The following is a 26,789-nucleotide window of genomic DNA, read 5'->3' as shown; positions in this document are numbered from 1 at the left end:
CCGGCCATTGCACAACGCGGGATGCTACGCCATGTATCAGGGCAACACAGCATGCAAAGAGGTTGCCACATGTCGCTGAAAATTGCTTTCCAGATGGACCCGATTGGCCCAATTGATATCAACGCGGATAGCACATTTCGCATCGCCGAAGAGGCGCAGGCGCGTGGTCATTCCCTGTTTTATTACACCCCGGATCGGCTTGCATTTGATCAAGGGCGCGTCACGGCACGTGGCTGGCCACTGACAGTTCAGCGGGTCAAGGGTGATCACTTTACTCTGGGAGAAGAGCAGACTGTTGATCTTTCGGACTTTGACGTTGTGTGGCTGCGTCAGGATCCACCATTCGACATGGGATATATTACCACCACCCATATTCTGGATATGGTTCACCCGGAAACGCTGGTTGTGAATGACCCGTTTTGGGTGCGTAACTATCCCGAGAAACTGTTGGTTCTGAATTTCCCTGAACTCACACCGCCGACCATGATCGCGCGTGATTTGGATACGCTCCGCGCGTTCCGTGAAGAGCATGGTGATGTCATTCTTAAACCTCTCTACGGCAATGGCGGCGCAGGCGTCTTTAAGCTAGCCCACGCAGACAGTAACCTCGCCTCATTGCACGAGCTGTTTAGCGGCATTAACCGTGAGCCGCTGATTATGCAGAAATACCTGCCAGCGGTATCCAAGGGCGATAAGCGTGTGATCCTCGTGAATGGGGAACCAGTTGGCGCGATCAACCGTGTTCCTGCTGCGGGTGAAACACGATCAAATATGCATGTGGGTGGCCGTCCGGAAAAGGTCGCATTGACAGATCGGGATCGCGAGATTTGTGCCAAGATTGGGCCACTGCTGCGCGAAAAGGGGCAGATTTTTGTGGGTATCGATGTGATTGGCGATTGGCTGACCGAAATTAACGTGACCTCGCCAACGGGCATTCAAGAGCTTGAGCGTTTTGACGGCACCAATGTCGCTGAAAAGATTTGGCAAGCGATTGAGGCAAAGCGCGCGGTTTAGCCATCTGTCGCGAGGGTCAGTCGATAGCTGACTGCTTCGGCGACATGGGGTTTGCGCACGTCTGGCGAATCGTCGAGATCAGCAATCGTGCGCGCAACGCGCAGCACGCGGTGATAGCCGCGTGCGGATAGGCCAAAACGTTCTGCGACTTTGACCAGTAGATCGCGCCCTTCTGCATCCGGGGTCGCGATTTCATCAAGTATCCGCCCCTCGGCATCAGCGTTCACCCGCATCTTATCCTGTCCAGCGAACCGTTCGGTCTGTAGCTGGCGAGCTTGGGCCACACGCGCGGCCACCGTCGCAGAGCTTTCGCCATCGGCCGGAAGATCAAGATCGGTAAAGGCAACCGGGGGCACCTCGATCCTAAGATCAAATCGATCCATCAAAGGACCAGAAATACGTCCCATATAGTCGGTTCCGCATTGCGGGGCGCGCGTGCAGGCCCGGCTGGCGTCCGATAGGTAACCGCATTTGCAGGGGTTCGCCGCCGCAACCAGCATAAATCGACAGGGATAGCGGACATGTGCGTTTGCACGGGCGACGACGACTTCACCAGTTTCGATAGGCTGGCGTAATGTCTCCAGTACGGTGCGGGCAAATTCTGGAAACTCATCCATGAAAAGAACGCCATTATGCGCGAGACTAATTTCGCCCGGTTTTGCCCCGCGACCGCCGCCCACGATGGCAGGCATAGAGGCCGTGTGGTGTGGTTCCCTGAATGGTCGTTCGCGATTGATGCCGCCCTCATCCAACAGGCCCGACAAAGAATGGATCATCGACGTTTCTAATGCTTCCGCAGGTGTGAGTGGCGGTAGTATTCCGGGAATGCGTGCCGCTAGCATGGATTTGCCGGATCCTGGGCTGCCGACCATCATCACATGATGTCGCCCCGCGGCGGCGATTTCGAGCGCACGTTTCGCACGCTCTTGGCCCTTTACCTCTGATAAGTCGCGGTTGCCGGTGGTATTGTGGACCTCGCCGGGTTCTGACGGAGACAGGACAGATTGCCCAGTAAAATGCCGAACAACGTCGGATAGATTGCGCGGTGCAATGACGTTCGCAGCGCCGACCCAAGCCGCCTCTGCTCCGCAAGCCTTGGGACATAAAAGCGTGCGATCATCGTTTGCGGCGGCCATTGCGGCGGGTAGGGCACCGACAACGGGAACCAACGTGCCCTCTAGTGACAGCTCTCCCAAAGCAACTGTTTGTGCGGCATCATCGGATGGCACGATTTCAAGCGCCGCAAGCAGGGCAAGCGCAATTGGAAGGTCGAAATGCGAACCTTCTTTGGGCAGGTCGGCGGGGGACAGGTTGACGGTAATCCGTTTCGAGGGCAGCGCGATTGCCATCGCGGTGAGCGCCGCACGCACACGTTCGCGCGCTTCAGAAACTGCCTTGTCCGGTAGACCGACGATGGAAAACGCAGGTATGCCCGGCGTCACGGCGCATTGCACCTCGACAAGCCGGGCTTCGATTCCTTCAAATGCCACTGTGTAGGCTACCGCGACCATCTGCACGCTCCGCTTTTGGTTAACGGTTACGTGGTCGTGGTTTACGAATGGTTAAGATACATCTCCGGGCCAAGGTTTCCGCCCTAGGTCCATGGGATATGGCCATGGATCATAAGTCTCTGATTTGGATTCTTTGCGCCACGTCAGGAACGCAGGATCTGCGAGGTGGGCATCAACATATCTTTGGGCTTCATCGCTAACGGGCAAGTCGAACGCAGTGATCCGCAAGGCGACCGGGGCATAGAAAACATCCGCGAGGGAATACTCTCCGAACAGCCATGGTCCATTTTGACCATGCCGTGCGCGTGCCAGCGCCCACAACTCTTGGATACGAGCCAAATCTGCGCGCACCGCATCGGATGGTTCAAACCCTTCCCAGACATGTGTGATCATATTGGGACAAGCTTCGCGCAGGGGCATAAAACTTGCGTGCATTTCATGTGTGATCGTCCGGGCAAGCGCGCGCGCCGCACCATCACGCGGATAGAGGTTGAGATCGGGGTGCCGCTCGACCAGTGTTTCTGCCATGGCAAGGCTATCGCTTAATACATAGCCTTCTGGCGTTTGCATGGCGGGCACGGTGCGCGCGGGCGCAAGATGCGCCAGCTCTTGTCGATAGGTGCCAGAATACAGCCCGACCATGTGGGTTTCATAATCCAGCCCGAATTTTTCGAGCATGAGCCAGCCACGCAAGGACCAGCTGCTAAAGGTGCGATCACCGATATAAAGTTTGTATGTCATGGGCAAACCTTAGCGGCGGCCAAGGTTTCGGGCTAACGATAAAATGTGAGCACGCCCATCACGGAAGGTGATTGACCTTACCTAATTGCCAGCCGTCGCCATCAAAGGTCATGTCAGTGACTGATAGGTTGTCAATCTGGTGGCCCATGGCTTCGTAGGCGGTGCTGCGCGTTGCCCGTTGGATTTGCGTCATAATGACACCGAAATGGGCGGCGACGATGATATTTTGCCCGGCAAAATCGGTGCAAAGCGTATCGACCACCGCGCCAACCCTGTGTGCGACGGCGTTCCAGCTTTCGCCATTGGGTGCGGCCAAATCCCCGGGGCGTTCCCAAAAATCGCGGCTCAGCTTTGGATCGCGTGCAGAGACTTCTTTGAAATGCAGTCCATCCCAATCGCCAAAGTTAAATTCGCGCAGGTCTTGATGATCCGCCAGTCTGTGCCTGTCACCGCCAATCGCATCCGCAGTTGTCGAGGCGCGGATCAAATCAGACGAAATGACCACAGCATTGGCGGGTAGATAGTCGGCCACGCGTCTAATGAGCGCGGTATCGGATAGATCGGCAGGCACGTCACGCCAGCCGACAAAGTTGTTTTCATGGGTTGGCCCATGTCTGACCCACCAGAACCGAGTCATGGCACTTGTCCTTTGAGCGCCATAGGCAGCCCCGCCATAATCGCCACGACAAATTCCGCTCGCGAAGCGATTTGCTGGTTCAACGTACCCTGCGCATTGCGAAATTTCCTTGCGAGCGCATTTTCAGGAACAATCCCCTGTCCGGTTTCGTTTGACACGACGACGACCGGGGCTTTGCAGCGGCCAAGAGCTGCAAGCAGATCGTTGGTCTCTTGTGCAAGGTCGCGGTCATCCAGAATGATGTTCGTTAACCAAAGCGTCGCACAGTCAATCAGAACCGCTGATTCAGCGTCAAATTGATCCAATGTGTCGGCGACATTGTAGGGTACTTCGTAGGTTTGCCACAGGTTCCCGCGCTGCAGTTGATGGCGTGTGACTTTCTGGGCCATCTCATCGTCAAACACTTGGGCTGTCGCGATGTAGACCGGTTTGCGCCCGGACTGCAGCACCAGATTTTCCGCGTAGGCGGACTTGCCTGAGGCCGCACCGCCCAGAACAAGAGAGAGTTGAGGCAGCATCTGGGTGAAACCTTTTATTGATCCAAAGCGTTGGTTGCGTGCGTACACCAATTACACAGCAAAGTTAATGCTGCCCAACCACCGGAGGAGCGGTATAATGAGCAACACCGAAGGGACGGACTTTAAATTCTCGCGCAATGCCATGAAGGCCGAGATGTTGGACGCCGAAACCGAATTGGCACTGGCCTATGCATGGCGAGACAATCGGGATGAGCAAGCGCTGCATCGTTTGACGACCGCATACATGCGGCTCGCGATATCAATGGCGGCCAAGTTCAAACGTTATGGTGCCCCCATGAACGACCTGATCCAAGAGGCGTCGGTAGGACTGATGAAAGCCGCCGATAAATTTGACCCCGACCGCGGTGTACGCTTTTCGACCTACGCTGTCTGGTGGATTAAGGCGTCAGTCCAAGAATACGTCATGCGAAACTGGTCGCTGGTACGGACCGGTTCGACATCGTCGCAAAAATCGCTGTTTTTTAATATGCGACGCGTACAGGCCGGGATCGAGCGCGAGGCCGCAGCCCAAGGACGGCGCATTCCAACGCATGAATTGCATGCTTTAGTCGCGTCCGAGTTAGGCGTACCTGTGCATGATGTTGAGATGATGGATGGGCGTTTGTCGGGCGCCGATTATTCGCTGAACGCCACGCAATCGACCGAGGACGAAGGTCGAGAATGGATCGACGCACTCGAAGATGACAGCCCGCAAGCGGCCGAGACGGTCGCGAACAACCACGATGTTGAGACGCTTAAACAATGGCTAACAACTGCGCTAAGCGGGCTGAACGATCGCGAACAGTTCATCGTGCAAGAACGTAAAATGCGTGACGACCCACGCACATTAGAAAGCTTAGGGGCTGAAATGGGCCTTTCAAAAGAAAGGGTCCGTCAGCTTGAGGCAGCAGCATTTGGCAAAATGCGCAAAAGCCTGGAAAGCCAGAATGCGGATGTGCAGTCTTTCTTTGCTTGATGGGTGTTGTTGTCTTTCCGGTGTGAACTGACCTAAGTTCACGACAACGAAATACCGGAGACAGCAAATGCTGGCGAACAAACATATTCTGCTCATCGTGGGCGGCGGGGTGGCCGCGTTTAAATCGTTGGACCTGCTGCGGCGATTGCGTGAACAAGGTGTACAGGTGACCCCCGTGCTGACCAAAGCAGGGGCAGAGTTCGTGACGCCACTAAGCCTTTCGGCGCTTGCTGCTAGCAAAGTGTATCAGGATCTCTTTGACCTCACAGACGAGGCCGAAATGGGCCATATCGAATTGTCGCGCGCGGCTGATCTGATTGTTGTCGCGCCCGCGACGGCAGATTTGATGGCGAAAATGGCGCAGGGCTTGGCGAATGATCTGGCGTCTACTTTGTTGCTCGCGACAGACAAGCCCGTGCTTGTTGCGCCATCGATGAATGTCCGGATGTGGGAACATCCGGCCACCCAGCGCAACCTAGCGACCCTAAAGAAAGACGGCATTTTCGTAGTCGGTCCTGATGACGGTGCCATGGCCTGCGGAGAGTTTGGTCCGGGCCGCTTGGCGGAAACGCCTGATATTATTGCTGCGATTGATCGGGTGTTGGGCGATGGGCCGCTGAAGGGAAAGCATATCTTGGTGACCTCTGGCCCAACCCACGAACCGATTGACCCGGTGCGTTATATTGCGAACCGATCATCTGGTGCACAGGGCACTGCAATTGCGCAGGCGCTTGCTGCGTTGGGTGCTGATGTGACCTTTGTCACTGGTCCGGCTGATGTGCCGCCGCCTGCGGGCGTGCGTGTCCTGCCCGTGACCACGGCCAAGCAAATGCTTGACGCCGTTCTCGACGCGCCGCCTGCTGACGCGGCTGTGTTTGCTGCGGCTGTTGCGGATTGGCACGTGGCCAACGCAGGTGATAGCAAAATCAAAAAGGATAAAGCGGGCCTGCCCAGGCTCGAATTTGCAGAGAACCCCGACATATTGGCGACGATTTCGCAGCTTGGCGCTGGGCGTCCGGCGCTGGTAGTGGGATTTGCTGCTGAAACGGACGACGTGATCGCAAACGCCACGGCGAAACGGTTGCGCAAAGGTTGCGATTGGATCGTCGCGAACGATGTTTCCCCATCCACTGGGATCATGGGGGGCACTGAAAACGACGTGACCTTGATTACCGATAGCGGGGCCGAGGACTGGCCGCGCATGTCAAAATACGAAACCGCAAAAGAACTTGCGCAGCGCATTGCAAAGGCGATCACGTGACACCAGAAATTGCGATCCAATGGGATGAAGGGGCCGATGTGGGCCTTGGTTTGCCGCGCTATGAAACCTCTGGCGCTGCGGGCGCTGATTTGCGTGCAAATCTACCGGATAAACGCGCGATTGAATTGCCGCCCGGGCGACGCGTCTTGGTGCCTACGGGGCTACGAATGGCAATTCCGCAAGGTTTCGAAGTGCAAATCCGCCCGCGTTCGGGGCTCGCGCTTAAGCAGGGGATCGGGCTTGTGAATAGTCCGGGCACCATCGATAGCGACTATCGCGGGCCGATAGGGATTATCATGATCAATTGGGGGCAGGATTATTTCACGATTGAGCATGGCATGCGAATTGCGCAGATGGTGATTGCGCCAGTTGTCCAAGCACAGTTTCGACCAGTTGGGTCGCTGGATAGCACAACGCGTGGTGCGGGTGGATTTGGGTCGACCGGCCTATGATTATGGTTGGCGCGATGGCGGCCGCCCTTTGGGGGATTGGGTTGATCATGGGCGCACCGTCGCGGGCGCGGTGGACAATGCTGGCGCTGCTAATCGGGGCAGTCATTTTAGGGCATCTTGTTCTGCCCGATGGGCACGCATTACGCATGGCAACTGGTGGTGATGCCCGCTTTTGGGTCATGCTTGTAGTTTTTGGCGGGTTAGTCGCGGGCTATCGCAATGTTCTTGGGCGTATGCGCCAGCGTGCCCATGCCGTTGATGCGGCGCGACAGCCCTCAACCAATTTTTCCGAGACCGAGATAAACCGCTATGCACGTCATATCATTTTGCGTGAAATCGGCGGGCCGGGACAAAAAGCGCTACGCGACGCCTCTGTCTTGGTGATTGGAGCAGGGGGATTGGGTGCGCCCGCGCTGCAATATCTTGCTGCTGCGGGTGTCGGCACGATTGGGGTCATTGATGATGATGTGGTTGAAAACACAAACCTACAGCGTCAGGTGATTCATCGCGATCAGAGCATCGGTGATGCCAAAGTCCATTCCGCAGCCGAGGCGATGCGTGCCCAGAACCCATTTATCACAGTGAAACCTTATCAACGTCGCCTCACGGCCGACATCGCGACGGATCTATTCGCTGAATATGATCTGGTCTTGGACGGCACTGACAATTTTGAAACCCGGTACCTTGTGAATGAGACAGCCATCGCGACGCAAAAACCACTTATCGCAGCGGCTTTGACACAGTGGGAAGGGCAGATTTCGATCTATGACCCGGCGCATGGGGGACCTTGTTATGCTTGTGTTTTCCCAACAGCGCCGGACGCTGAACTGGTGCCAAGTTGTGCCGAAGCTGGCGTTGTCGGCCCGCTGCCCGGCGTGATCGGTTCAATGATGGCCGTTGAGGCGGTTAAGCTGATCACCGGCGCGGGCGAAGGGCTGCGCGGGCGGATGCTAATTTATGATGCGCTTTATGCGCAGACGCGGACGATAACCCTAAAGCCAAGGCAAGATTGTACGGTTTGTGGCGGCCGGGGCTTGCAGTCTTAGCGATGCGAGACTTAGGCTCTGGGGATAGTTCAATTTGAGGGGATTATCATGAAAGCCTTTGTCTTTATTGCCGCCGCGTTTTGCGCCACCGCTGCGACCGCCCAAAGCACCCTGCCTGACCTAGAAGGTCGCGAAATCGTTGTCGTGACCGAGAACGCCTATCCGCCGCTCCAGTTCATTGATGCGCAAGGGCAGGCCGTTGGTTGGGAATATGATGCGATGGCCGAAATTGCGACCCGTCTGAATGCCACTGTCACCTATGAGAACATCAGTTGGGACGCGATGATACCTGCGGTGTCAGAGGCGCAGTTCGATATGGGCATGACAGGAATTACCATCCGCGAAGATCGCGCTGAAATCGTTGATTTTTCAGACAGCTACATGACCTCTGAGATGGTGATGCTGGTACGCGGTGACGAAGATCGCTTTGCGACCGCGCAAGAATTTGCCGCAAACGAAGATTTGCTGATGGCCGCCCAGCCCGGCACAACCCCGTTCTATGTGGGGGTGTATGATGTGCTAGATGGAAACGAGGCAAACCCACGTATCCAACTAATGGAGACTTTTGGCGCGACTGTGCAGGCCTTGCGCGTTGGTGATGTCGATCTGGTTTTGACCGATGGCACCGCCGGTAACGGCTATGTCGAAGCTTCTGATGGTGCGCTCAAGGTTGTGGGAGAAAAGCTCGGGACCGAGGATTTCGGCTTCATCTTTCCCAAAGGCTCTGATCTGGTGGCACCAATCAATGCGGCGATTGCTGAGATGCGTTCCGACGGTACAATAGATGCACTGAACACACGGTGGTTTCTTGAATATAAACTGGGTGAATAGAACCAAGGCGGAACGGCTTGCATCCTAACCAATCTTCAAAACCTGATTTTCCATATTGGCTGGTCGCGGTTGTCGCGATTGGCCTCTATCTTTTTGGGTTGGTGATCACCAACGGCACCTACGCTAAGGTTCTGACGACGCTGAGTAAGGGGATCTGGGTCACGCTTTACGTTACTGTGATCGCGTATAGTATGGCGTGCCTATTGGGGCTTGGGCTTGCTTTGGCAGGGTTGTCGCGTTCTATCATTTTGCGGCAATGCGCGCGGTTTTACATCGAAGTGATGCGCGGGATACCGATCATCGTTTTGTTGCTGTATGTCGCATTTGTATTGGCCCCGGCGTTGGTCTCGTTGTGGAATTGGTTTGCTGCGCTTGTCGGGTTTGACGGCATACGGACACGCGACTTTTCTTTGTTGTGGCGCGCAATTATCGCGCTCACCTTTGCCTATGCAGCATTCTTGGCCGAGGTTTTTCGTGCAGGTCTACAGTCTGTCGATCCCGGACAGATCGAGGCAGCGCAGGCCCTTGGACTTAGTCGTTGGCAGGTGTTTCGCCTGATCGTATTTCCACAGGCATTGCGGATGATCTTGCCGCCGCTCGGCAACGATTTCGTTGCTATGCTCAAGGATTCGAGCCTTGTTTCGGTGCTTGGCGTGACGGATGTAACCCAACTGGGCAAGGTTACCGCCGCGGGCAACTTTCGCTATTTCGAAACCTATAATGTGGTTGCGCTGGTTTATCTAACCATGACGATCAGTCTTTCGATTGCGCTGCGTAGGTTTGAACAGCGCATGCGTAGCCGATCAGCCCGATGATAGGATAATTCCGACAGGTGGTTCTGGCAAATCAGATCAATGCACCATAGCTGTAGACCAAAGGAGAATAACAATGACCAATCCATTGCTTGCGGTGTGGGATACCCCGTTTGGCCTGCCGCCATTTGATTTGATTTCAGACGATGATTTCGCACCAGCGGTGGATGCCGCCCTCGCAGAGGCGCGCGCAAATATTGCCGCCATCGCAGCAAATTCAGAACCTGCAAGTTTTGCCAACACGATCGAAGCATTGGAGCGGGCAGATGCAACGCTAGGTCGCGTTTTAGGTGCATTCTATAGCCTTGCCGGGGCGGACAGTAACCCCGCGCGCGAAGCGTTGCAGCGTGATTTTGCACCCAAGCTGAGCGCATATTCCTCTGAAGTGGCAGAAAATAAGGAACTTTTCGCGCGTGTCGAGGAGCTGTGGCAGATGCGTGAGGCGTTGGATCTAACGGATGAACAGCAGCGTGTTCTGATGCTGAGCCGCCGTCAGTTTGTCCGTTCTGGGGCATTGCTTGAAGGCGAGGCAGCGATCGCATTGCGCGAAGCGAAATCACGTTTGTCAGTTTTGGGAACCGAGTTCACCCAAAATCTGCTTGCTGATGAGCGCGAGTGGTTCATGCCCTTGGCCGAGGGGGATTTGGATGGTCTGCCCGATTTTGTCATCGCTACCGCCCGTGCTGCTGGTACTGAAAAGGGTGCTGACGGTCCCGTTGTGACCTTGTCGCGCTCTTTGATTGTTCCGTTCCTACAGTTTTCTCAACGGCGCGATCTGCGCGAGCGTGCCTATCAGGCGTGGGCTGCACGCGGCGCGAACGGCGGTAAAACGGATAACCGAGGTATCGCAGCAGAGACACTGGCGCTGCGCGAAAAACGGGCCAAGCTGCTGGGCTATGAAACCTTTGCCGATTTCAAGCTCGAGACAGAAATGGCGGGCACGCCAGATGCCGTTCGTGATTTGCTGATGCGGGTTTGGAAACCGGCAAAGGCTGCTGCTGAAACTGACGCGCAGGTGTTGCAGCGTATGCTCCATGCGGACGGCTGGGATGGGCCACTTGAACCGTGGGATTGGCGCTATTATTCCGAAAAGCGCCGTAAAGAATTGCATGATTTGGATGAGGCAGAACTTAAGCCCTATCTGCAACTCGATCGCATGATCGAAGCGGCTTTCGATTGCGCAAGCAAGCTCTTTGGTTTGGCGTTCGCGCCAATTGAGGGCCCAAAGTATCACCCCGATGTCCGCATGTGGGAGGTCACGCGCGACGGTGAACATATCGCCGTCTTTATCGGTGACTACTTTGCACGTGGTTCTAAACGGTCAGGTGCATGGTGTTCTGCTATGCGGTCACAGCAGCGCCTAGATGGTGAAATTCGCCCGCATGTCATTAACGTCTGTAACTTTGCAAAACCGGCAGAGGGTCAAGCTGCGTTGCTCTCTTACGATGATGCGCGGACTTTGTTCCACGAATTTGGCCATGCGTTGCACCAGATGCTGTCAGATGTAACCTACGAAAGCATCAGTGGTACTTCGGTTGCTCGCGATTTCGTGGAGCTGCCCAGCCAACTTTATGAGCATTGGTTAGAGGTGCCACAGGTTCTGGCACAGTTTGCGACCCATGCCGAAACCTCAGAGCCGATGCCCAAAGAGCTGTTGGATCGCATGCTGGGTGCTGCGACCTATGACATGGGTTTCCAAACGGTCGAATATGTCGCCTCCGCGTTGGTTGATTTGGCGTTCCATACCGGGGCTGCCCCGGCTGATCCGATGCAAAAACAAGCCGAAGTGCTTGCGGACATTGGCATGCCGCATGCGATTGGGATGCGCCACGCGACACCGCATTTTGCGCATGTCTTTGCTGGTGACGGCTATTCATGCGGCTACTACAGTTACATGTGGTCCGAAGTGATGGATGCAGACGCATTCGAAGCCTTTGAAGAGGCCGGCGATCCGTTCGATGCCGAAACAGCAAAACGCCTAGAGGAAACGGTGCTTTCGTCTGGCGGTTCTGTCGATGCGGCTGAGCTTTACACAGCGTTTCGTGGGCGATTGCCAGGCGTTGATGCCTTGCTCAAGGGGCGCGGGCTGGCAGCTGCTGGGTAGGGTGGATTTAAATCCACCCTACGGGCGCGGGTCATCGGGGTGTTTTTCAACGCCAATGGGATCCTTGTGGATCAACACATCTGCCTGCGGATAGGCCTCGACGATGGCCCGCCGAAGAGCAGCACCTGTTGCATGGGCGGCGTCAAGGCTTTGCGCGCCGTCCAATTCGATGTGAAGGTTTACAAAAACTTTGCTCCCGGCGACACGTGTCTTGAGATCGTGAAAGCCGTGTACATCGGGGAAATCCGCGACAATTTGTGAAATACCCGCGATCATATCGGGGTCTGCCTGCCGATCCATAAGCGCATCCCATGCGGCCTTGCCGATGCGCGCTGCGCCAAAGGCAAGAAACCCCGCCGCCGCAAGCGCAACAACGCTGTCGATATGTCGAATCCCAAAGCTGCCGGATGCCCATAGTGCAATGATCGCGCCGATATTGGGGACAAGGTCGCCGATGTAATGCAGGCTATCTGCAGCGACGACTTTGTTCCCGGTGACCCGCGCAACATGTCTTTGCCACGCGACCAGCCCAAGCGTTACCACCGTCGCAAAGATCATCACCGAAATGCCCAGCGTCTCGCGCTCGGGTAGCTTGACGGCCTCGTCCATCAGCCGGCGCAGCGCCGCAAAGGCAATGACCCCGGCGGAAATAAAGATAAACAGGGATTGCCCTAGCGCAGCGAGGTCTTCGGCAGACGTATGGCCAAAGTTGTGGTCATCATCCGCAGGCTTTGCCGCATAGGCAATTGCCGCCAAGCCACCGATCGACATCATCAAATCCATTGCGCTATCAGCGAGCGTTGCGGCGACCGCCAGTGAGCCAGTCTGCGACAATGCCCAAAGTTTGGCGATCACCAGAACAAAGGCGACCGTCACCGACAGTATCCCCGCCGATAGATTTAAATTGGTGTTTTTCTTTTGGCTCATATTTGGGTGCTAGGTGGTTTTGCGCCCCCAAGCAAGTCGGGCCTATTCACGAATCTCGGCGTCGCTGACACCCCAGAGTACCGTTTTGGGGGCCCAGCCCTTGTATCCGCCCGCGCTGAGTTCGCACCATGAGGGCGTGCAATCGCCAAGCCGCGCGATGACCCCATGTTCGAGTACCGCGTTCTCGATTGCGTCTTCGGATGGGCGCGATCTGATTGGTGTGTCGTCACCGTCGATCAAAACGGTTCGCACACCAGAAAGCATTGTATAATGGATCCAGCCGCCTTGGCCGTCACGGTCGATGACGCGCCGCCAGTGTCCGTATTCTGCGATGACTTGCAGGGGCATGCTACGTCGTTGGAACACCCAGTCGATCCGATGTGACAAGGATGGGCCACGCCGCACATTAGCCTCGGACGCTTTGAGCGAAACAAAACGGGGCAAAGGTAGGTTTGTCTCGGGGCCAAGGGCAGGGGCATCATTGATGTCCTGCGCAAGGGCCATGCCCGCACAAATACTGCTGGCGAGAAACGCCAGTTTCACGATGCGAAACCAATGCACCAATTGACCCATTGTCTGTCCTTAACTGCTCAAAATTGGCGCGCGGTTCTTGTGCTGCGCGTCCCTTTGGCGCAACCTGACACGGAATGGGGAATTTGGAAAGCCACGGGAGATGAGACCATGCCTGGGAAGCAGTTAAGTGTTGTTGTGACGCGACGGTTGCCAGAGGCGGTCGAAGCCCGCATGCAAGAGTTATTCGACGTGACATTGCGAAACGATGATACCCCGATGACGCGCGAAGAACTGGCCGCGGCTGTTGCAGATGCGGATGTGCTGGTTTCGACAATCACGGATCACATCGATGCATCGCTGCTCGCACGGGCGGGTGATCGGCTTAAATTGATTGCCAATTACGGGGCCGGGGTTGATCACATTGATGTCGCCACTGCACGCGAGCGCGGAATTCATGTGTCCAATACGCCGGGCGTTACAACCGAAGACACAGCTGACGTTGTCATGGCGTTGATCTTAGGGGTGACCCGACGGCTTGCCGAAGGGTTACGGATTGCGCAATCCAGTGATTGGCAGGGGTGGTCCCCGACTGCGATGATGGGTGGGCGGATACGTGGCCGTCGTCTTGGTATCTTGGGGATGGGGCGCATCGGCCAAGCAGTCGCCCGCCGGGCCAGCGTATTTGGCATGGAGGTGAACTATCACAACCGTAAACGCCTACGGCCTGAAATCGAAGAACAGCTGAACGCAACCTACTGGGAGAGCCTTGATCAGATGGTGGCGCATATGGATGTGATTTCGGTCAACTGCCCGCATACGCCTTCGACCTATCACCTGATGAACGCCCGCCGTCTAAAGCTCATGAAACCTGAAGCGGTGATCGTGAATACATCGCGTGGCGAGGTAATCGACGAAAATGCGCTAACGCGTATGTTGCGGGCCAATGAAATTGCGGGCGCGGGATTGGATGTGTTCGAGCATGGCAATCAAATCAACCCGCGTTTGAAACAACTGTCGAACGCAATCCTGTTGCCGCATATGAGCTCAGCGACGGTCGAAGGGCGCGTCGAAATGGGTGAAAAAGTCATCCTCAACATTCAGACCTACGCTGACGGCCATCGCCCGCCTGACTTGGTTGTACCCGCGATGCTATGAGGTTAGCCTGAGATCGTTAACGCGGTTGTCATCCGCTTTTTGTGATTTCAGTAAACAATAAGGAAAAGTTCGCTATGCGACTGATGATGCTCGCTATTGGTGTCGCCATGGTAGCTGTTGCTGCCGCCATTGTCTTTACCTTCAAGATAGTCTGGGACGACTACGTCTATAACCAGCAATTGGTCAGTGTTGAGGTGTCAGCCCCGGCAGGTTGGCAAGTCGTGCCCTATGAAACCAGACATGGTGAGGCAATTGTCGTAGAAACCCTTGCGCCACGCGACCAGCCCGCCAGCACGACCCAGCGCTATTTGCGCCAGTTTGCTGATTTGAGCGCAGACCCTCATAAGGGCGCAGCTTGGACCTTTGCACAAGGTGAAGAATTGGTTGCGTTGACGATGTCGTTTGGTCCGCAAGCGCGAAAAGCCGGCGGCAGTGTCTTTGATCAATTGCGTGCAGCGAATGCAACGCCAGCACCTGTTGTCGATGTTAGCGTAGCGACGATTGCAGGCCAGACGCTGAAGGTGAAACCGCGTTTGTCGGATATTCCGGGCGAAGAGTTTCCGCAGCCTGTCCTCTACCGCAGATTCGCATACCAAATTGGCGATCCTGAAGTTGATAAGGTGCTCAATCTGTCTGTTTTGACTAATTCAAGTGATGCCGCTGTCGCGCAAGCAATTGCCTCTGTCGATTTGACGCGCGCAAATGCGCTTTTGCCAACGCCTGACCCAGACCTAGATCAAAGTGCCGGAATTGTTTCTGCAATGGATGGCGGGCTGCTGACAGTCGCCCCGGAACCCACAGTCGCCTATCGGGCGTTGATGTTGTTGCAAGGTGGGCGCGACTTTGGAGAACCGTGGACTGAAGCAATTCTAAAGGTTCAAAACGGCCAGATCACCAACTGGGATGAATTCGCGGCTGCCTACCCCGACAGTCTGGATGATGCACCATACGAGTTGCTAAACCTTGTCACTGGGGGCTCTGAAGAAGTTTCGGCGCGTTATTTTGCTGGTGCCATGCTTGGTAGCGGGCGCCAGTGGAACGATCACGAGCACTACATTTTGACCAAAGTTTCGCAGCTTGAATCCGCTCAGAGCGATTTTTGGGAATATATGTCCGGCGATTACGATGTCGCGCCAGAGGTGCTTGCGTTGATAATGCGCCTGCCAGAAGAGCGGACTGAGCCAGAGGCGGACGCGCCAGAAGTCCGGTCGCGTCCGGCTGTGTCAAACGGATTTGGGCAGTCATCGCAGTGCCGCATGGAAGGCGGCGTGCGCCGCTGCACGGTCGGGTCGAGCAACTAACGCCCCGCCCAGTGGCTCGGAAGGACACCGGCGGATTGGCCTGCCTCAACAATTGCGCGGTATTGGCTCATTTTGTGGGCGCGAAAATGTTGCATGACAGTGGGTTTCAACGCGGTGACCTTGCCGACGTGCTGAAAGGTTTTTGGCATATTAGGCACAGGGTCGTCGCGTCTGTTGATCAGCAGGCACTGTTTATTGCTGGTAATTGGGCCCCGCGTGAACAATGGGCGGGGCGCCGCAAATCCAACACCGGGTACGCCATAGCTTTTGGCGAGAATCTGGGTCGCTGCCGCACCTAGCGAATGCCCGATAATGTAGCTGGGTGTCACCCGCAGTTTGATCAGCCAATCCGCAACAACAGAGGCGTATGCCAGAAACCCTTGGTGCCATAGCGTGCCGGATTTTCCAGGTGCAACTGAATTATCTTTTAGCGTTAGCCTCTTATGGCCCAGCAACAATGGGCGCAGATTGTAGCGCAGATAATCGCTGACGGAATTTGAACCGGGTAGCAATAGAATGTTCCCCTCTAGCAAATGGGCCTGCACATCTTTGTGGGGGCACGAATGCATGACCCTTGGGCTTGTGATCCGCTTGCTTGAATAACTTGCTTCGGCCAGTTTGGCCGCGTCTTCTAAAGAAATATGAACCATTAAATCTATCCATTTTTGACGTAAAAATTTGATCGTCTTTGGAAACCATAACATAAAATCTGTCGGTTTTCGCCTGACTGTCGTTATTGTGCGATGAGGCGTCGGCTAGTTCTTTCGTTATTTTTCAGTTTGTCGCAAGCTGTGCACAATAAGGCTAAAGGGAGTCGCGCAAATGAAAACACATGTTAAGGCACTGGTCGTCGGTGGTGGTGCCGTGGGCACATCAATCGCTTACCACTTGGCAAAGCTTGGCTGGAACGATGTGGTGCTGCTTGAGCGTGACGAACTGACGTCTGGTTCAACGTGGCATGCGGCGGGTCTACTACCCTATTTTAACATGTCCTATGCCTCGAGCCATATCCACGACTATTCGATCAAGTTCTATAAGACTCTTGAAGAAGAAACCGGGTTGAACCCCGGATTTTCGGTTGTCGGCAACCTGCGTATGGCCCAATCGCAAGAACGCATGGAAGAATACATGCTCTACGCGACGACAGCCGAGACTGTTGATATCCCCTACGAATGGATGACACCGGATCAAATCCGTGAACGGTGGCCACTGGTGCGTACCGAAGATCTGGTTGGCGCGATTTTCCACCCGACCGACGGCTATATCAACCCCGCGGACGTCACGATGGCGATGGCCAAAGGTGCCCGCCAACGTGGTGTTGTCATCGAACGCAAGTGGCAGGTCGACGGCTACGAATGGACCGGATCAGAGTGGAAGGTCAGCCTGACCAAGATGGTCGAAAAGGGCGGCAATTTGATCGCCTCTGAGGAAAAGACTGTCATCACCGCCGAGCATGTGGTTACAGCAACCGGGAACCACGCACAGCGCACTTCGAAACTGTTGGGGATCAAAACCCCGGCTATCCCAGTTGAACACCAGTTCATTGTGACTGAACCTGATCCGACCTTGGTGGATTGGCGTAAGAACAACCCAGAGCACCCCGTCTTGCGCGATGTTGATGCGCGTTGGTACGTACGCGAAGAACGCGGCGGCTGGATTTTGGGCCCATACGAAGACAATGCGCCCGCGCGTTTCCGCTATGGCGTGCCTGATAGTTTCCGCGCGGATCTGTTCCCGCTGGATCTAGAGCGGATCGAACAGGAATATATGGACTTTATCCACCGGATTCCATCAACCGAAGAGGTCGGCCTAAAAGACGATTTCAACGGTCCAATTTGCTATACGCCTGACGGTAACCCGCTGATCGGGCCTGCGCCGGGCCTGCGTAACATGTGGCTTGCTGAAGGGTTCTCGTTCGGGATTACGGCTGCCGGCGGTGCGGGGTACTATTTGGCGCAGATGATGGTCGAAGGCGAAGCCGATATCGACATGGCGTCGCTTGATCCCAAGCGTTACGGCGATTGGATGACCTCTGAATATGCGACGGTCAAAAACGAAGAAACCTATCCGTTCCTGCTGAAACTGCATTGGCCAGACGAGGAACGCCCTGCCGCGCGTCCGCTGCGGACATCGCCGGCCTATGATCGCCAGGCCAAGCGCGGTGCGCAATTTGGTCAGGTGAATGGATGGGAGCGCCCCAACTATTACGGTCCTTTGGATGCACCTGCGAATTTCGACGAAGAAACCAATTCCTTCCGCCGTGGTGGCTGGTGGCAATACGCCGTCGAAGAAGCCAAGGCGATCCGCGAAGGTGTTGGCCTGATCGACGCGACGGCCTTTACCAAGCACATCGTCAAAGGACCCGGCGCAGAGGCTTTCCTCGATTGGTTCACCACCAACAAACTGCCAAAGGTCGGTCGTATCAACCTCACCTATGCCCTGACCGTTGCGGGCACAACACGCACTGAATACACGATCGTGCGTTTGAAAGATGATGAATTCTATCTGGTCTCGGCTGGTGCGTGGACAGAGTATGACTCTGACTTCTTGCGCAAGGCGATTGAGGACAAAGAGCCAGATTTCGGTCGCATTGAGGTGCAGAATGTCACGACGCAATGGGGTGTATTTGCAATCGCCGGGCCAAAGTCGCGCGATGTGCTGAAGGACATCATCTGTGACGCTGACCCAGATACGGCACTGTCTAACAAACGGTTCCCGTGGCTGTCGGCCCGTCAAATTGAATTGGGGATGTGTCCGGTCAACGCCATCCGTGTGGCCTATACCGGTGAACTGGGTTGGGAATTGCACCACCCGATTGAAATGCAGAACTACCTGTTCGATTTGCTGGAAAAGGCGGGTGAAAAACACGGGATGAAGCTGGTCGGTACGCGTGCGCAAAACTGGCTCCGTCAGGAAAAATCCTATCGCGCATTTGGGACCGAACTGGGCCGTGATGCGACCCCGCTTGAGGCTGATTTGCCGCGCTTTGTTGATCTGTCCAAAAATTTCCACGGTAAAGCTGAGATGGAGGCCAAAGGCATCCGTTCGACATGTGTGACCGTGTTGATTGACGGACCCGATGACGCTGATCCGTGGGGTCGCGAGGCGTTGTATGACATGGACGGTAATCGCATTGGCCGTTTGACGTCAGGCGGGTATTCCGTTGCGTTCGAAAAATCTATTGGCATGGGCTACGTCAAGCCAGAGATCGCGACTGTCGGCACGAAGCTACAAGTGAAGATGTTCGATAAACTCTGGCCCGCAGAGATTACTGAGGACAGCCCCTATGATCCGAAAAACGCGACAATCCGCGTTGATGGATAAAACAAAGCGCCGACCTTCTTGGTCGGCGTTTTTATTTGTAGGGCTGGTTGAGCGAGCCTACAGCCTGCGCAGCTATTTTTTCCACCGCCGCCACCAGTGACGCCCCTTAACAAATACAGTCGCGAGCGGCCCTTGGAGTGCGGGGATATCAATCGCAAGAAGCAAGAGCCCCAGTGGGATCATCCACAGCCCAAAGACGGGTAGGATCGCAAGAAACCCGCCCAGTATAAAGAAGACCCCAACAACGATCCGCCCGATCATCCATCCCGGTCTGCGTAGACGTTGAATAAAGGGCGCTATCCGCGCGATCCTATCGAATTCGCGGTCAAATCGGCGTCGCCCGTTTTGTGGGATGTGCTGTGTCATGCGTTGTTAAATGGGGTGCCATATTCACAGAGTCAAACAGGTGGATTGAATGTCGGTTGCGGCATAAATTTAGACAGCGGCGCGCGCTGGGTGCCCTGCGCATCAAAGTTATCGGGCGAGAGCCATTTGGACATCGCCGCGTCGACACCGGGCCAATCTTGGTCGACGATCGAAAACCAAGCAGTGTCGCGATTACGACCTTTGTAGACGACAGCTTGCCGAAAGAGCCCATCGTAGCTGAACCCAAGTCGGGCCGCTGCACGCCGTGACGGAGCGTTCAACGCATCGCATTTCCATTCGTAACGGCGATACCCAAGGTCCGTCATAGCGCGACGCATCATGAGATACATTGCTTCGGTTGCGGCTGGGGTCCGCTGTAAACATGGGGCAAAGGTGATGAAGCCAACCTCAACGACACCATTGGCCGGATCAATGCGCAAGAAGCTGGCGACGCCTGCGGGCTTGCCCGTATTTTTGTCGATGATCGTAAAATAGAGTGGATCGCGGCTCTGGCAGGCGTTTGCGACCCATTCTGCATAGGCAGATTGATCAGTAAATGGACCGACAGGCATGTAGGTCCACAGAGTCCCGGTCGTGTCAGCATCAAAGGCTGCATGCAGGTCGGCGGCATGTGCAGGCACGAGAGGTTCGAGATCGCAAAAGGTGCCGTGCATCGGCGTGTGCGGAATTGGTTGGCATCCTTGCCAGTTGGTCACGACCTCGCCAATTGGCTGGCCCTGCGGGTTTGTGCGTTGTGTCATTAGTTACCTAAAACGGGCTGGGGAAAGTGCGCCAACAATGTCGCTATCAATTTCGGGCTGACGGTCGCCAATCAGATCGCCCAAGAGCTGGCTGGCCGCTGGTGCTGACTGCATGCCGTATCCTCCTTGGCCCGCGCACCAGATAAAGCTGGGCTCTGACGGGTCACGTCCGATGACCAACTGTCGATCAGGCGCAAAGGTGCGCATCCCCGCCCAAGACGAGATCAAACGGGTGACTGGCATTGTGACATTGTCTTCGAACCGTGCGAGCCCTTCGGCTAGTGTCAGGTCTTCGGCATAGACGTCATGGGGGGCGACAGGGTCTTCGTCTGCGGGTGAAACGATCAATGCTCCGGCATCGGGTTTTGCGTACCAAGCTTCGCCCGCCCCAAACACCATGGGCCAGCGGGATACATCAGCGCCATCTGGGGCGGGAATTCGCGCCATTGACCGTCGCATCGGGGTAAAGCCGATAGGGGAAATCCCGGCAAGTTCTGCGATATGATCAACCCAGCCACCTGCGGCGTTAACGATGTTACGTGCATCGAATGTGTCACTGCCTGCCAATACGTTCCAGCCCGTCTCAGTCCGGTTGATCTTGGTCACCGGGGACCGCGTGAGAATTTGCGCGCCGTTGGCCTTGGCCATCCGTACAAAGGTTTGCACTAACCTGTCGGTGTCGATGTCTTGCGCCCGGTCATCAAAAGCCGCGTGGGTGATTTTTGCCGGGTCGAGGATTGGCAGCTTTTCAAAAGCCTCGGTTAGCGTGATGGGCGGGATCTGCATCTGCGCCATATCGGCCGCGAACCTGTCGTGTTCCTCTGCTTGCCCGACCAGCATGATCCCACGTGGGCTTAGGACATTTGCATCACAGTGAAAGGCATAAGAGGCCGTGTTCAGCGCAACAGTCGAGGGTCTGCCGTAGTTTTGCTCAAAGAGAGCCGCTGATCTGCCCGATGCATGATAGGCGAGCGATTCTTCTGCCTCGAGCACTGTAACGCTGCCCAAATCAGACAACCGTGCAGCTGCGGACGCGCCAGCGATACCGCCGCCGATGATAAGAAAATCAATCATGCTTCTTCGAGCCTATCTGTGGCAGGTGGTGGTGTCAGACTAAGCGCCGAGATTTGTTGGTATAGCTGATCTGTCATCTCAAAGTCAGCCGCAGCCAGAGATGGTTCCAATTGCGCAGCGGACCGCGCAGAGATGATGGGGTGCAGCCCAGCGGGGTGCGCCATAACCCAAGCAACGGCGAGGGTGGCAGGATCGGTGCCAATCTGTTTTGCTAAATCCGATAGACCACGCGCGGCTTCGTGCATCCACGCTTGATCGTATCGCATGCGATAGTTTTCGTCGGTGGTTAGCCGTCCTGTCCCGCCACTCGCATATTTGCCAGTGAGCAGGCCGCCGCCTAGCGGGGAATAGGGAAAGACGCTGATCCCTTGATCAGTCGCCATTGGGATAATTTCGACCTCGGCCTGCCGTTTCACGAGGCTATGCATTGGCTGGATCGCATCGATGCGCGTACCGAATGTTTTAGCGATAGTTTGGGCTTTCATCACCTGCCAAGCGGCGTAATTAGACACGCCAATGTGGCGGATTTTTCCGCTGTTTTGGAGTGCGGCCATCGTTTCAAAGGTCTGCGCGAGCGGCGTGTTGTCGTCAAAACGATGCAAATAGAGCAAATCGACCGCATCCTGGTTTAACTGACGGCGGCTCTGGTCAAATTGCGTCAGAATATTTTCAGACGAGGCACCGCCTTTGTAACCTACTTTGGTCGCAAGAAAGATATTGTCGCGATCTTGGGCGATCATCGGACCCAGAATGCGTTCAGATGCACCGCCGGTATAACCGACGGCGGTGTCAAAGTGATTGATGCCCGCTGCGCGGGCCGCCTCGTACATGGCACGGCTTTCGCGTTCGTCGGCCGTGCCGCCAAATTGCATGGTGCCAAAAGTCAGCGTCGAAAGGGGTGCGCCATTGCGCGTTTTGAGATGTGCCATGCAGGGACATTTGCACGGGCAACCCGTAATGAAAAGCACAGAACGACGGTGGATTAAAATCCACCCTACGGGCGCATAAGGCGTGAATAATCTATCGGCTGGTTGACATGTGCGATTGGACGTGGTGGCTTGCTACGTAAACGTTATAGGGAGGATAGCGCATGACTTATATTCCAGCCGAAGATCGCTATGAAAAAATGGTGTATCGCCGCTGTGGCAATTCAGGCGTTAAGCTGCCTGCTGTGTCACTGGGGCTATGGCATAATTTCGGGCATGACACGCGTCACGACACAAAGCGCGCGATTTGCCGGACGGCGTTTGATAATGGGATTACCCATTTTGATTTGGCAAATAACTATGGTCCGCCACCTGGATCGGCAGAGCATGCCTTTGGGTCGATCCTTGCCGAAGATTTCAAAGGATATCGTGACGAGCTGATCATCAGTTCCAAAGCGGGATATGACATGTGGCCCGGCCCATATGGCGAATGGGGCAGCCGCAAGTACCTCGTTGCGTCATGCGATCAATCGCTCAAGCGGATGGGATTGGACTATGTTGATATTTTCTATTCGCACCGGTTTGATCCTGACACCCCGCTTGAGGAAACGATGGGTGCTCTAGACTATATCGTGCGGTCGGGACGCGCGCTCTATGCTGGTATTTCGTCGTATAATACGCAGCGCACGCGCGAGGCTGTTGCGATTTTGAATGATCTTGGGACGCCCTGCCTGATCCATCAGCCGTCGTACAATATGCTGAACAGATGGGTCGAGCGTGATGGGCTTAAGGATTGTTTAAAGGACCTTGGTGTTGGCTCGATCGCCTTTACGCCGTTGGCCCAAGGCATGCTTACCAAAAAGTATCTGGGTGGTATTCCTGAGAATAGTCGCGCCAGTCAGGGTAAATCGCTCGCCCCGACGATGCTGACCGAACGCGCGATCGAGAATATTCGCAAGCTCAATGAGATCGCAGAAGCGCGTGGACAAACATTGGCACAAATGGCAATTGCGTGGGTCTTGCGCGGCGAAGGGATTACGACTGCCTTGATCGGTGCCTCAAAGCCAAGTCAGGTTGAAGACTGTGTTGGTGCCGTGAACAACCTTGAATTCACAGATGAAGAATTGGCGCTGATTGATCAATACGCGGATGAAGAGCAGATCAATCTTTGGGCGAAATCGGCTGAGCAAACGCAGGGTGCAGCGGAGCGCAAAAAATGATCCAGAACCCGATCCTGCCCGGCTTTAATGCCGACCCGTCTTTTTGCCGCGTGGGCGAAGATTACTACATCGCAGTGTCCACGTTTGAGTGGTATCCCGGTGTGCAGATCTACCATTCGCGTGATTTGGTAAACTGGGAGTTGGTTGCCCGACCTCTTAACCGCGCAGCGCTACTGGATATGCGTGGTAACGGTGACAGTTGCGGTATTTGGGCACCGTGTTTGTCATACGCAGATGGCAAGTTTTGGCTGGTCTATACCGACGTGAAACGCTTGGATGGGGCGTTCAAAGACGCGCCAAACTACATCACCACATGCGAAACTATTGATGGGGAGTGGTCTGACCCTTGGTATGTGAATTCAAGCGGGTTTGATCCGTCATTGTTTCATGACGATGATGGCCGCAAGTATTTCATGAATATGCAGTGGAACCATCGGGGTCCCGGAACAGGTGGTAACCCGGCACATGCTTCTTTTGATGGCATATTGTTGCAGGAATGGTCCCCCGATAAGGGTCTGTTCGGTCCAGTCCGGAACATCTATGCGGGGACAGAGCGGGGCCTGACCGAGGCACCGCATATCTTTAAGCGGAATGGCTATTACTATTTGACCACAGCCGAGGGCGGCACAGGATATAATCATGCCGTTTCTTTGGCCCGATCCAAAGATATTTGGGGGCCATATGAGAACCATCCTGAAATGCATGTCATTTGTGCAGAAGGGTCAGACGGTCCTATTCAACGCACCGGGCACGGCCAATATGTCGAAACCCATTGGGGCGGGCATTATCATACGTTTTTGATGGGGCGTCCTTTGCAGGGGCCGGATGGTCCGTTTTGTGCTTTGGGGCGTGAGACCGGGATTGAAGAGGTCGTTTGGCGTGATGATTGGCTGTATCTGAAATCGGGCGGAATGGTACCTCGGGAAATGGTGCCTGCGCCAACAGATGCAACGCCACGCCTGCCTACCCCCGTGTTGCGCAAATTGGGCGGGGCCCTGCCGCCAGAGTTTCAATGGCTCCGCACCCCTGAGACCGCGCGTATTTTCCGCGAAGAGGAAAACGCGCTTGTTTTGATTGGGCGCGAAAGCATTGGCAGCTGGTTTGAACAATCACTTGTCGCGCGTAGGCAAGAACATCACGCTTATATCGCTGAAACCACAGTGGAATTTTCACCTGATACCTATCAGCAGGCGGCGGGTTTAACGACCTATTACAACCGTCACAAATTTCATGCGGCCCTTGTGACCCATAAGTCCGGGGTGGGGCGTGTCTTGAGCTTGATGTCATGTCCGGGTGATTGGCCTGATGCCGCGCTGACCTATCCGGCAGAGGATGTTGCCTTGCAGGATGGCCCAATTGAACTGCGGGTTGACGTTAATGGTGCGACGCAGCAGTTCTATTTCAAACAGGCCGGTGATTGGGTCGCCTTTGGCCCTGGGTTGGATGCCTCTGTGATATCAGACGAAGGTGGGCGTGGGGAGCATGGTTCTTTTACCGGAGCCTTTGTTGGCATGGTCGCTTTTGACATTACCGGGCAGGGCAAAGAGGCGCGCTTTGACCGGTTTGACTATCTACCGGGAGAGGTGGGTTGAAACCCACCCTACGAAGCCAGCTGTGCATCTACCGGATGCAAGCCAATGAGGTCGAGGTGGTCCTAGATCACCACGGTCATATTGAGGCACCCAATTGGCATCCCGATGGATATTTGATCGTTAATGGCGGGGGGCTGCTCTACCGGGTGACGCTGGATAGCCCTCGCCTGATCCCAATCGATACAGGGCACGCAACGGCATGCAATAATGACCATGGGATATCACCGGATGGGAAAACGCTTGTGATTAGCGACCAGAGCCAAACCGAGGGGAGCTGTATTTATACACTCCCGGTGACAGGTGGCTGGCCAAGGCGTATCAGCAAAGAGACCCCATCATATTGGCATGGGTGGTCGCCAGATGGGGAAACGCTCGCCTATGTTGCAAAGCGCGGGGCAGTTTTCGGGCTCTATACATGTCCGGTCGCCGGTGGTGAGGAGACTTGCGTGACGGTTGGTTTTGATCACGTTGATGCGCCTGACTATACACCGGATGGGGAATGGATTTGGTTCAACGGAGAGCGAGACGGTCAGGTTAACCTGTGGCGGGTTCGGCCGGATGGCACAGATTTAACCCAAATGACGGACGATGATGAAGTGAACTGGTTCCCGCATCCGTCGCCTGATGGGCAATATATTCTATATCTCGCCTATCCGCCGGGCACGCGGGGGCACCCCGGCGAACTGGATGTTTCCTTGCGGATCATGCATAGCAAAGGCGGCGCGTCGCATGAAGTCACACGCCTATGGGGTGGCCAAGGGACAATCAATGTACCCTGTTGGTCGCCGGACGCGACCGCGTTTGCGTTTATGCGTTATCAGCGGGCTTAATTCATGATCTGCTCTTGCGGGGAAAGCGCATTTACCCAGATTTCGAACTGACCATTCGGAACATAAGAACCTAGACGGCTGAAGTCGCGTACCGAAATTGGCGTGTCAGGGCTAAGTGCATAGAGCGTTTCGGCCAAAGCAATAGCTGCGTCACTGTCTTGTGGGTGAAAATAGCGCACCTCGTTCCTTTGGGGCGTGTTTTCAACCTGTTCTCCGCGTGCGTTGCCGTCTGGAATGCGCCAATCAAGCGCGATGAGGTTGTCGGCCAAGGTTTCAATATCTTTCTGAGCAACGTTATCGCCAAAATGCACAAAGATTTGGGTATCCGAGACCAACGCGGGATCAGCCTTCTTGTAGTTAGGGGCTGGGGTGGCCTGAGCGAACCAGAGGCGTTCTGGGCTTCCTTGCAGGGATGGTAAGCGCTGCGCCTCTTGTTGTTCAGTGCCAAATTCTGCGACGGTCGGGGCCAATTGCGCCAAGCATTCATCGGGATGGGTGACAGGTAGCCTGATATAGCATGGCAAGGCTGGAAGCCGGCCCGAGATTTGTAGTGCGGAATCAAATAGACCAATGGTCCAGCCGCCGAATGCTGTGATGCAAATCCAGCAAATTGTTGCCCGCATGAGACCGTCATTCAAAATAAACGCGACAACCGTGGCGACGGCTGCAAGCACAAGGATATAGATGGCGACAACCTGTAGGTCAGCAATATTGCTACCAAAACTAAGCACAATAGCTGCAGCAGCAAAGACCGCGAGGCCCGCCAGAATAAACGCTGCGATTTTTGGAGATACCTTAAATAGGCGAGAAAGAATTTGGATGGGTGACATTGACATGATCCCTAATGAAATGGCTATTAATGGTCTTGTTAAATGCGGACATAATACCTGAATTTAC

General features: G+C 55.2%; 26 protein-coding genes. 14 read left to right on the top strand and 12 right to left on the bottom strand.

Annotation, left to right across the window (positions count from 1 at the left end):
- The first annotated feature begins 69 nt into the window (after window positions 1-69).
- Complete coding sequence (gene gshB / locus TW80_RS08665; RefSeq protein WP_045996825.1) at window positions 70-1,014, top strand: glutathione synthase; 945 nt, start codon at window positions 70-72, stop codon at window positions 1,012-1,014.
- On the opposite strand, the gene TW80_RS08660 is transcribed toward gshB, so the two are convergent.
- Genes TW80_RS08660 through cobU form a run of 4 tightly spaced genes read right to left on the bottom strand, consistent with a single transcriptional unit; the run spans window position 1,011 to window position 4,421 of the window.
- Entirely contained in the window at window positions 1,011-2,525 is a 1,515-nt protein-coding gene (locus TW80_RS08660; protein WP_045996824.1) for a YifB family Mg chelatase-like AAA ATPase, read from the bottom strand. The genes gshB and TW80_RS08660 overlap by 4 nt on opposite strands.
- Window positions 2,526-2,576: 51 nt before the next feature.
- A complete protein-coding gene (locus tag TW80_RS08655; RefSeq protein WP_045996823.1) occupies window positions 2,577-3,266 on the bottom strand; it encodes a glutathione S-transferase in 690 nt (229 codons plus the stop codon).
- Between the two features lie 58 nt (window positions 3,267-3,324).
- Complete coding sequence (locus tag TW80_RS08650) at window positions 3,325-3,903, bottom strand: histidine phosphatase family protein (protein ID WP_045996822.1); 579 nt, start codon at window positions 3,901-3,903, stop codon at window positions 3,325-3,327.
- Window positions 3,900-4,421 (bottom strand): bifunctional adenosylcobinamide kinase/adenosylcobinamide-phosphate guanylyltransferase, encoded by a 522-nt coding sequence (cobU, locus tag TW80_RS08645; RefSeq protein WP_045996821.1) that lies wholly within the window; start codon window positions 4,419-4,421, stop codon window positions 3,900-3,902. Before cobU ends, TW80_RS08650 begins: the two co-directional genes overlap by 4 nt.
- 97 nt (window positions 4,422-4,518) lie before the next feature.
- On the opposite strand from cobU, the gene TW80_RS08640 reads away from it, so the two are divergent.
- The 7 genes from TW80_RS08640 to TW80_RS08610 all read left to right on the top strand — a co-directional run bounded on the left by TW80_RS08640 (window position 4,519) and on the right by TW80_RS08610 (window position 11,903).
- Window positions 4,519-5,397: an RNA polymerase factor sigma-32 gene (locus tag TW80_RS08640; RefSeq protein WP_071210176.1), complete on the top strand. Its 879-nt coding sequence runs from the start codon at window positions 4,519-4,521 to the stop codon at window positions 5,395-5,397.
- A 67-nt stretch (window positions 5,398-5,464) separates the two neighbouring features.
- Entirely contained in the window at window positions 5,465-6,658 is a 1,194-nt protein-coding gene (coaBC, locus tag TW80_RS08635) for a bifunctional phosphopantothenoylcysteine decarboxylase/phosphopantothenate--cysteine ligase CoaBC (RefSeq protein ID WP_045996820.1), read from the top strand.
- Window positions 6,655-7,110 (top strand): dUTP diphosphatase, encoded by a 456-nt coding sequence (gene dut, locus TW80_RS08630; RefSeq protein WP_045996819.1) that lies wholly within the window; start codon window positions 6,655-6,657, stop codon window positions 7,108-7,110. The genes coaBC and dut overlap by 4 nt, the downstream gene beginning before the upstream one ends.
- Window positions 7,107-8,156: a HesA/MoeB/ThiF family protein gene (locus TW80_RS08625; RefSeq protein ID WP_045996818.1), complete on the top strand. Its 1,050-nt coding sequence runs from the start codon at window positions 7,107-7,109 to the stop codon at window positions 8,154-8,156. The genes dut and TW80_RS08625 overlap by 4 nt, the downstream gene beginning before the upstream one ends.
- 48 nt (window positions 8,157-8,204) lie before the next feature.
- The gene (locus tag TW80_RS08620) at window positions 8,205-8,987 is read left to right on the top strand and encodes a transporter substrate-binding domain-containing protein (protein WP_045996817.1); all 783 of its coding nucleotides are present in this window, start codon (window positions 8,205-8,207) and stop codon (window positions 8,985-8,987) included.
- Window positions 8,988-9,004: 17 nt separating this feature from the next.
- Window positions 9,005-9,802, top strand: coding sequence for an amino acid ABC transporter permease (locus TW80_RS08615; RefSeq protein ID WP_204218476.1), 798 nt, complete (start codon window positions 9,005-9,007; stop codon window positions 9,800-9,802).
- 73 nt (window positions 9,803-9,875) lie between these two features.
- Window positions 9,876-11,903: a M3 family metallopeptidase gene (locus TW80_RS08610; RefSeq protein WP_045996815.1), complete on the top strand. Its 2,028-nt coding sequence runs from the start codon at window positions 9,876-9,878 to the stop codon at window positions 11,901-11,903.
- Between the two features lie 18 nt (window positions 11,904-11,921).
- Here TW80_RS08610 and TW80_RS08605 read toward each other — a convergent pair whose 3' ends face one another.
- Together TW80_RS08605 and TW80_RS08600 are read right to left on the bottom strand one after the other, a co-directional pair.
- Window positions 11,922-12,830, bottom strand: a complete 909-nt coding sequence (locus TW80_RS08605) for a cation diffusion facilitator family transporter (protein ID WP_045996814.1) — start codon at window positions 12,828-12,830, stop codon at window positions 11,922-11,924.
- Window positions 12,831-12,872: 42 nt separating this feature from the next.
- Window positions 12,873-13,403, bottom strand: coding sequence for an SH3 domain-containing protein (locus TW80_RS08600; RefSeq protein WP_045996813.1), 531 nt, complete (start codon window positions 13,401-13,403; stop codon window positions 12,873-12,875).
- Between the two features lie 108 nt (window positions 13,404-13,511).
- Here TW80_RS08600 and TW80_RS08595 point away from each other — a divergent pair, with 108 nt between their 5' ends.
- Both TW80_RS08595 and TW80_RS08590 read left to right on the top strand, forming a co-directional pair.
- On the top strand, window positions 13,512-14,498 hold the full coding sequence (locus TW80_RS08595) for a 2-hydroxyacid dehydrogenase (protein WP_045996812.1): 987 nt from the start codon (window positions 13,512-13,514) through the stop codon (window positions 14,496-14,498).
- Between the two features lie 74 nt (window positions 14,499-14,572).
- The gene (locus TW80_RS08590) at window positions 14,573-15,799 is read left to right on the top strand and encodes a hypothetical protein (protein WP_045996811.1); all 1,227 of its coding nucleotides are present in this window, start codon (window positions 14,573-14,575) and stop codon (window positions 15,797-15,799) included.
- On the opposite strand, the gene TW80_RS08585 is transcribed toward TW80_RS08590, so the two are convergent.
- The gene (locus TW80_RS08585; protein WP_157033225.1) at window positions 15,796-16,449 is read right to left on the bottom strand and encodes an alpha/beta hydrolase; all 654 of its coding nucleotides are present in this window, start codon (window positions 16,447-16,449) and stop codon (window positions 15,796-15,798) included. The two genes, TW80_RS08590 and TW80_RS08585, sit on opposite strands and share 4 nt — an antisense overlap.
- 172 nt (window positions 16,450-16,621) lie before the next feature.
- Between TW80_RS08585 and TW80_RS08580 the strand changes: the two genes are divergently transcribed.
- Window positions 16,622-19,123 carry a GcvT family protein gene (locus TW80_RS08580; RefSeq protein ID WP_045996810.1) on the top strand — a complete coding sequence of 834 codons (2,502 nt, stop codon included), beginning with the start codon at window positions 16,622-16,624 and terminating at the stop codon, window positions 19,121-19,123.
- A gap of 72 nt (window positions 19,124-19,195) precedes the next feature.
- On the opposite strand, the gene TW80_RS08575 is transcribed toward TW80_RS08580, so the two are convergent.
- From TW80_RS08575 to TW80_RS08560, 4 genes are read right to left on the bottom strand one after another with little or no spacing between them, the layout of a single operon-like run.
- Window positions 19,196-19,489 (bottom strand): hypothetical protein, encoded by a 294-nt coding sequence (locus tag TW80_RS08575; RefSeq protein WP_045996809.1) that lies wholly within the window; start codon window positions 19,487-19,489, stop codon window positions 19,196-19,198.
- A 32-nt stretch (window positions 19,490-19,521) separates the two neighbouring features.
- Window positions 19,522-20,250 (bottom strand): GNAT family N-acetyltransferase, encoded by a 729-nt coding sequence (locus TW80_RS08570; protein ID WP_045996808.1) that lies wholly within the window; start codon window positions 20,248-20,250, stop codon window positions 19,522-19,524.
- Window positions 20,251-20,253: 3 nt separating this feature from the next.
- Window positions 20,254-21,324, bottom strand: a complete 1,071-nt coding sequence (locus tag TW80_RS08565) for an NAD(P)/FAD-dependent oxidoreductase (protein ID WP_045996807.1) — start codon at window positions 21,322-21,324, stop codon at window positions 20,254-20,256.
- On the bottom strand, window positions 21,321-22,253 hold the full coding sequence (locus tag TW80_RS08560; RefSeq protein WP_045996806.1) for an aldo/keto reductase: 933 nt from the start codon (window positions 22,251-22,253) through the stop codon (window positions 21,321-21,323). The genes TW80_RS08565 and TW80_RS08560 overlap by 4 nt, the downstream gene beginning before the upstream one ends.
- Window positions 22,254-22,414: 161 nt before the next feature.
- On the opposite strand from TW80_RS08560, the gene mgrA reads away from it, so the two are divergent.
- Genes mgrA through TW80_RS08545 form a run of 3 tightly spaced genes read left to right on the top strand, consistent with a single transcriptional unit; the run spans window position 22,415 to window position 25,892 of the window.
- Complete coding sequence (mgrA, locus tag TW80_RS08555) at window positions 22,415-23,470, top strand: L-glyceraldehyde 3-phosphate reductase (RefSeq protein ID WP_045996805.1); 1,056 nt, start codon at window positions 22,415-22,417, stop codon at window positions 23,468-23,470.
- Window positions 23,467-25,062, top strand: coding sequence for a glycoside hydrolase family 43 protein (locus tag TW80_RS08550; protein WP_045996804.1), 1,596 nt, complete (start codon window positions 23,467-23,469; stop codon window positions 25,060-25,062). The genes mgrA and TW80_RS08550 overlap by 4 nt, the downstream gene beginning before the upstream one ends.
- Complete coding sequence (locus tag TW80_RS08545) at window positions 25,059-25,892, top strand: hypothetical protein (protein ID WP_239450503.1); 834 nt, start codon at window positions 25,059-25,061, stop codon at window positions 25,890-25,892. Before TW80_RS08550 ends, TW80_RS08545 begins: the two co-directional genes overlap by 4 nt.
- Here the strand turns inward: TW80_RS08545 and TW80_RS08540 are convergent.
- Complete coding sequence (locus TW80_RS08540; protein ID WP_157033224.1) at window positions 25,889-26,722, bottom strand: hypothetical protein; 834 nt, start codon at window positions 26,720-26,722, stop codon at window positions 25,889-25,891. The genes TW80_RS08545 and TW80_RS08540 overlap by 4 nt on opposite strands.
- Window positions 26,723-26,789: the final 67 nt, after the last annotated feature.

It is taken from the genome of Loktanella sp. S4079 (assembly GCF_000967725.1).
Lineage (GTDB): Bacteria > Pseudomonadota > Alphaproteobacteria > Rhodobacterales > Rhodobacteraceae > Yoonia.
This window is presented reverse-complemented; position numbering and strand designations above follow the sequence as displayed.

What these genes read in the sequence shown, in the direction of transcription:
- TW80_RS08660 (WP_045996824.1), bottom strand. Translation starts at nt 2,525, where the DNA reads ATGGTCGCGGTAGCCTACACAGTGGCATTTGAAGGAATCGAAGCCCGG.
- TW80_RS08625 (WP_045996818.1), top strand. Translation starts at nt 7,107, where the DNA reads ATGATTATGGTTGGCGCGATGGCGGCCGCCCTTTGGGGGATTGGGTTG.
- TW80_RS08570 (WP_045996808.1), bottom strand. Translation starts at nt 20,250, where the DNA reads ATGACACAACGCACAAACCCGCAGGGCCAGCCAATTGGCGAGGTCGTG.
- TW80_RS08620 (WP_045996817.1), top strand. Translation starts at nt 8,205, where the DNA reads ATGAAAGCCTTTGTCTTTATTGCCGCCGCGTTTTGCGCCACCGCTGCG.
- TW80_RS08565 (WP_045996807.1), bottom strand. Translation starts at nt 21,324, where the DNA reads ATGATTGATTTTCTTATCATCGGCGGCGGTATCGCTGGCGCGTCCGCA.
- TW80_RS08540 (WP_157033224.1), bottom strand. Translation starts at nt 26,722, where the DNA reads ATGTCACCCATCCAAATTCTTTCTCGCCTATTTAAGGTATCTCCAAAA.
- TW80_RS08585 (WP_157033225.1), bottom strand. Translation starts at nt 16,449, where the DNA reads ATGGTTCATATTTCTTTAGAAGACGCGGCCAAACTGGCCGAAGCAAGT.
- TW80_RS08610 (WP_045996815.1), top strand. Translation starts at nt 9,876, where the DNA reads ATGACCAATCCATTGCTTGCGGTGTGGGATACCCCGTTTGGCCTGCCG.
- cobU (WP_045996821.1), bottom strand. Translation starts at nt 4,421, where the DNA reads ATGCTGCCTCAACTCTCTCTTGTTCTGGGCGGTGCGGCCTCAGGCAAG.
- TW80_RS08575 (WP_045996809.1), bottom strand. Translation starts at nt 19,489, where the DNA reads ATGACACAGCACATCCCACAAAACGGGCGACGCCGATTTGACCGCGAA.
- TW80_RS08650 (WP_045996822.1), bottom strand. Translation starts at nt 3,903, where the DNA reads ATGACTCGGTTCTGGTGGGTCAGACATGGGCCAACCCATGAAAACAAC.
- TW80_RS08640 (WP_071210176.1), top strand. Translation starts at nt 4,519, where the DNA reads ATGAGCAACACCGAAGGGACGGACTTTAAATTCTCGCGCAATGCCATG.
- coaBC (WP_045996820.1), top strand. Translation starts at nt 5,465, where the DNA reads ATGCTGGCGAACAAACATATTCTGCTCATCGTGGGCGGCGGGGTGGCC.
- TW80_RS08655 (WP_045996823.1), bottom strand. Translation starts at nt 3,266, where the DNA reads ATGACATACAAACTTTATATCGGTGATCGCACCTTTAGCAGCTGGTCC.
- TW80_RS08560 (WP_045996806.1), bottom strand. Translation starts at nt 22,253, where the DNA reads ATGGCACATCTCAAAACGCGCAATGGCGCACCCCTTTCGACGCTGACT.
- TW80_RS08550 (WP_045996804.1), top strand. Translation starts at nt 23,467, where the DNA reads ATGATCCAGAACCCGATCCTGCCCGGCTTTAATGCCGACCCGTCTTTT.
- TW80_RS08590 (WP_045996811.1), top strand. Translation starts at nt 14,573, where the DNA reads ATGCGACTGATGATGCTCGCTATTGGTGTCGCCATGGTAGCTGTTGCT.
- mgrA (WP_045996805.1), top strand. Translation starts at nt 22,415, where the DNA reads ATGACTTATATTCCAGCCGAAGATCGCTATGAAAAAATGGTGTATCGC.
- gshB (WP_045996825.1), top strand. Translation starts at nt 70, where the DNA reads ATGTCGCTGAAAATTGCTTTCCAGATGGACCCGATTGGCCCAATTGAT.
- TW80_RS08595 (WP_045996812.1), top strand. Translation starts at nt 13,512, where the DNA reads ATGCCTGGGAAGCAGTTAAGTGTTGTTGTGACGCGACGGTTGCCAGAG.
- TW80_RS08580 (WP_045996810.1), top strand. Translation starts at nt 16,622, where the DNA reads ATGAAAACACATGTTAAGGCACTGGTCGTCGGTGGTGGTGCCGTGGGC.
- TW80_RS08605 (WP_045996814.1), bottom strand. Translation starts at nt 12,830, where the DNA reads ATGAGCCAAAAGAAAAACACCAATTTAAATCTATCGGCGGGGATACTG.
- TW80_RS08600 (WP_045996813.1), bottom strand. Translation starts at nt 13,403, where the DNA reads ATGGGTCAATTGGTGCATTGGTTTCGCATCGTGAAACTGGCGTTTCTC.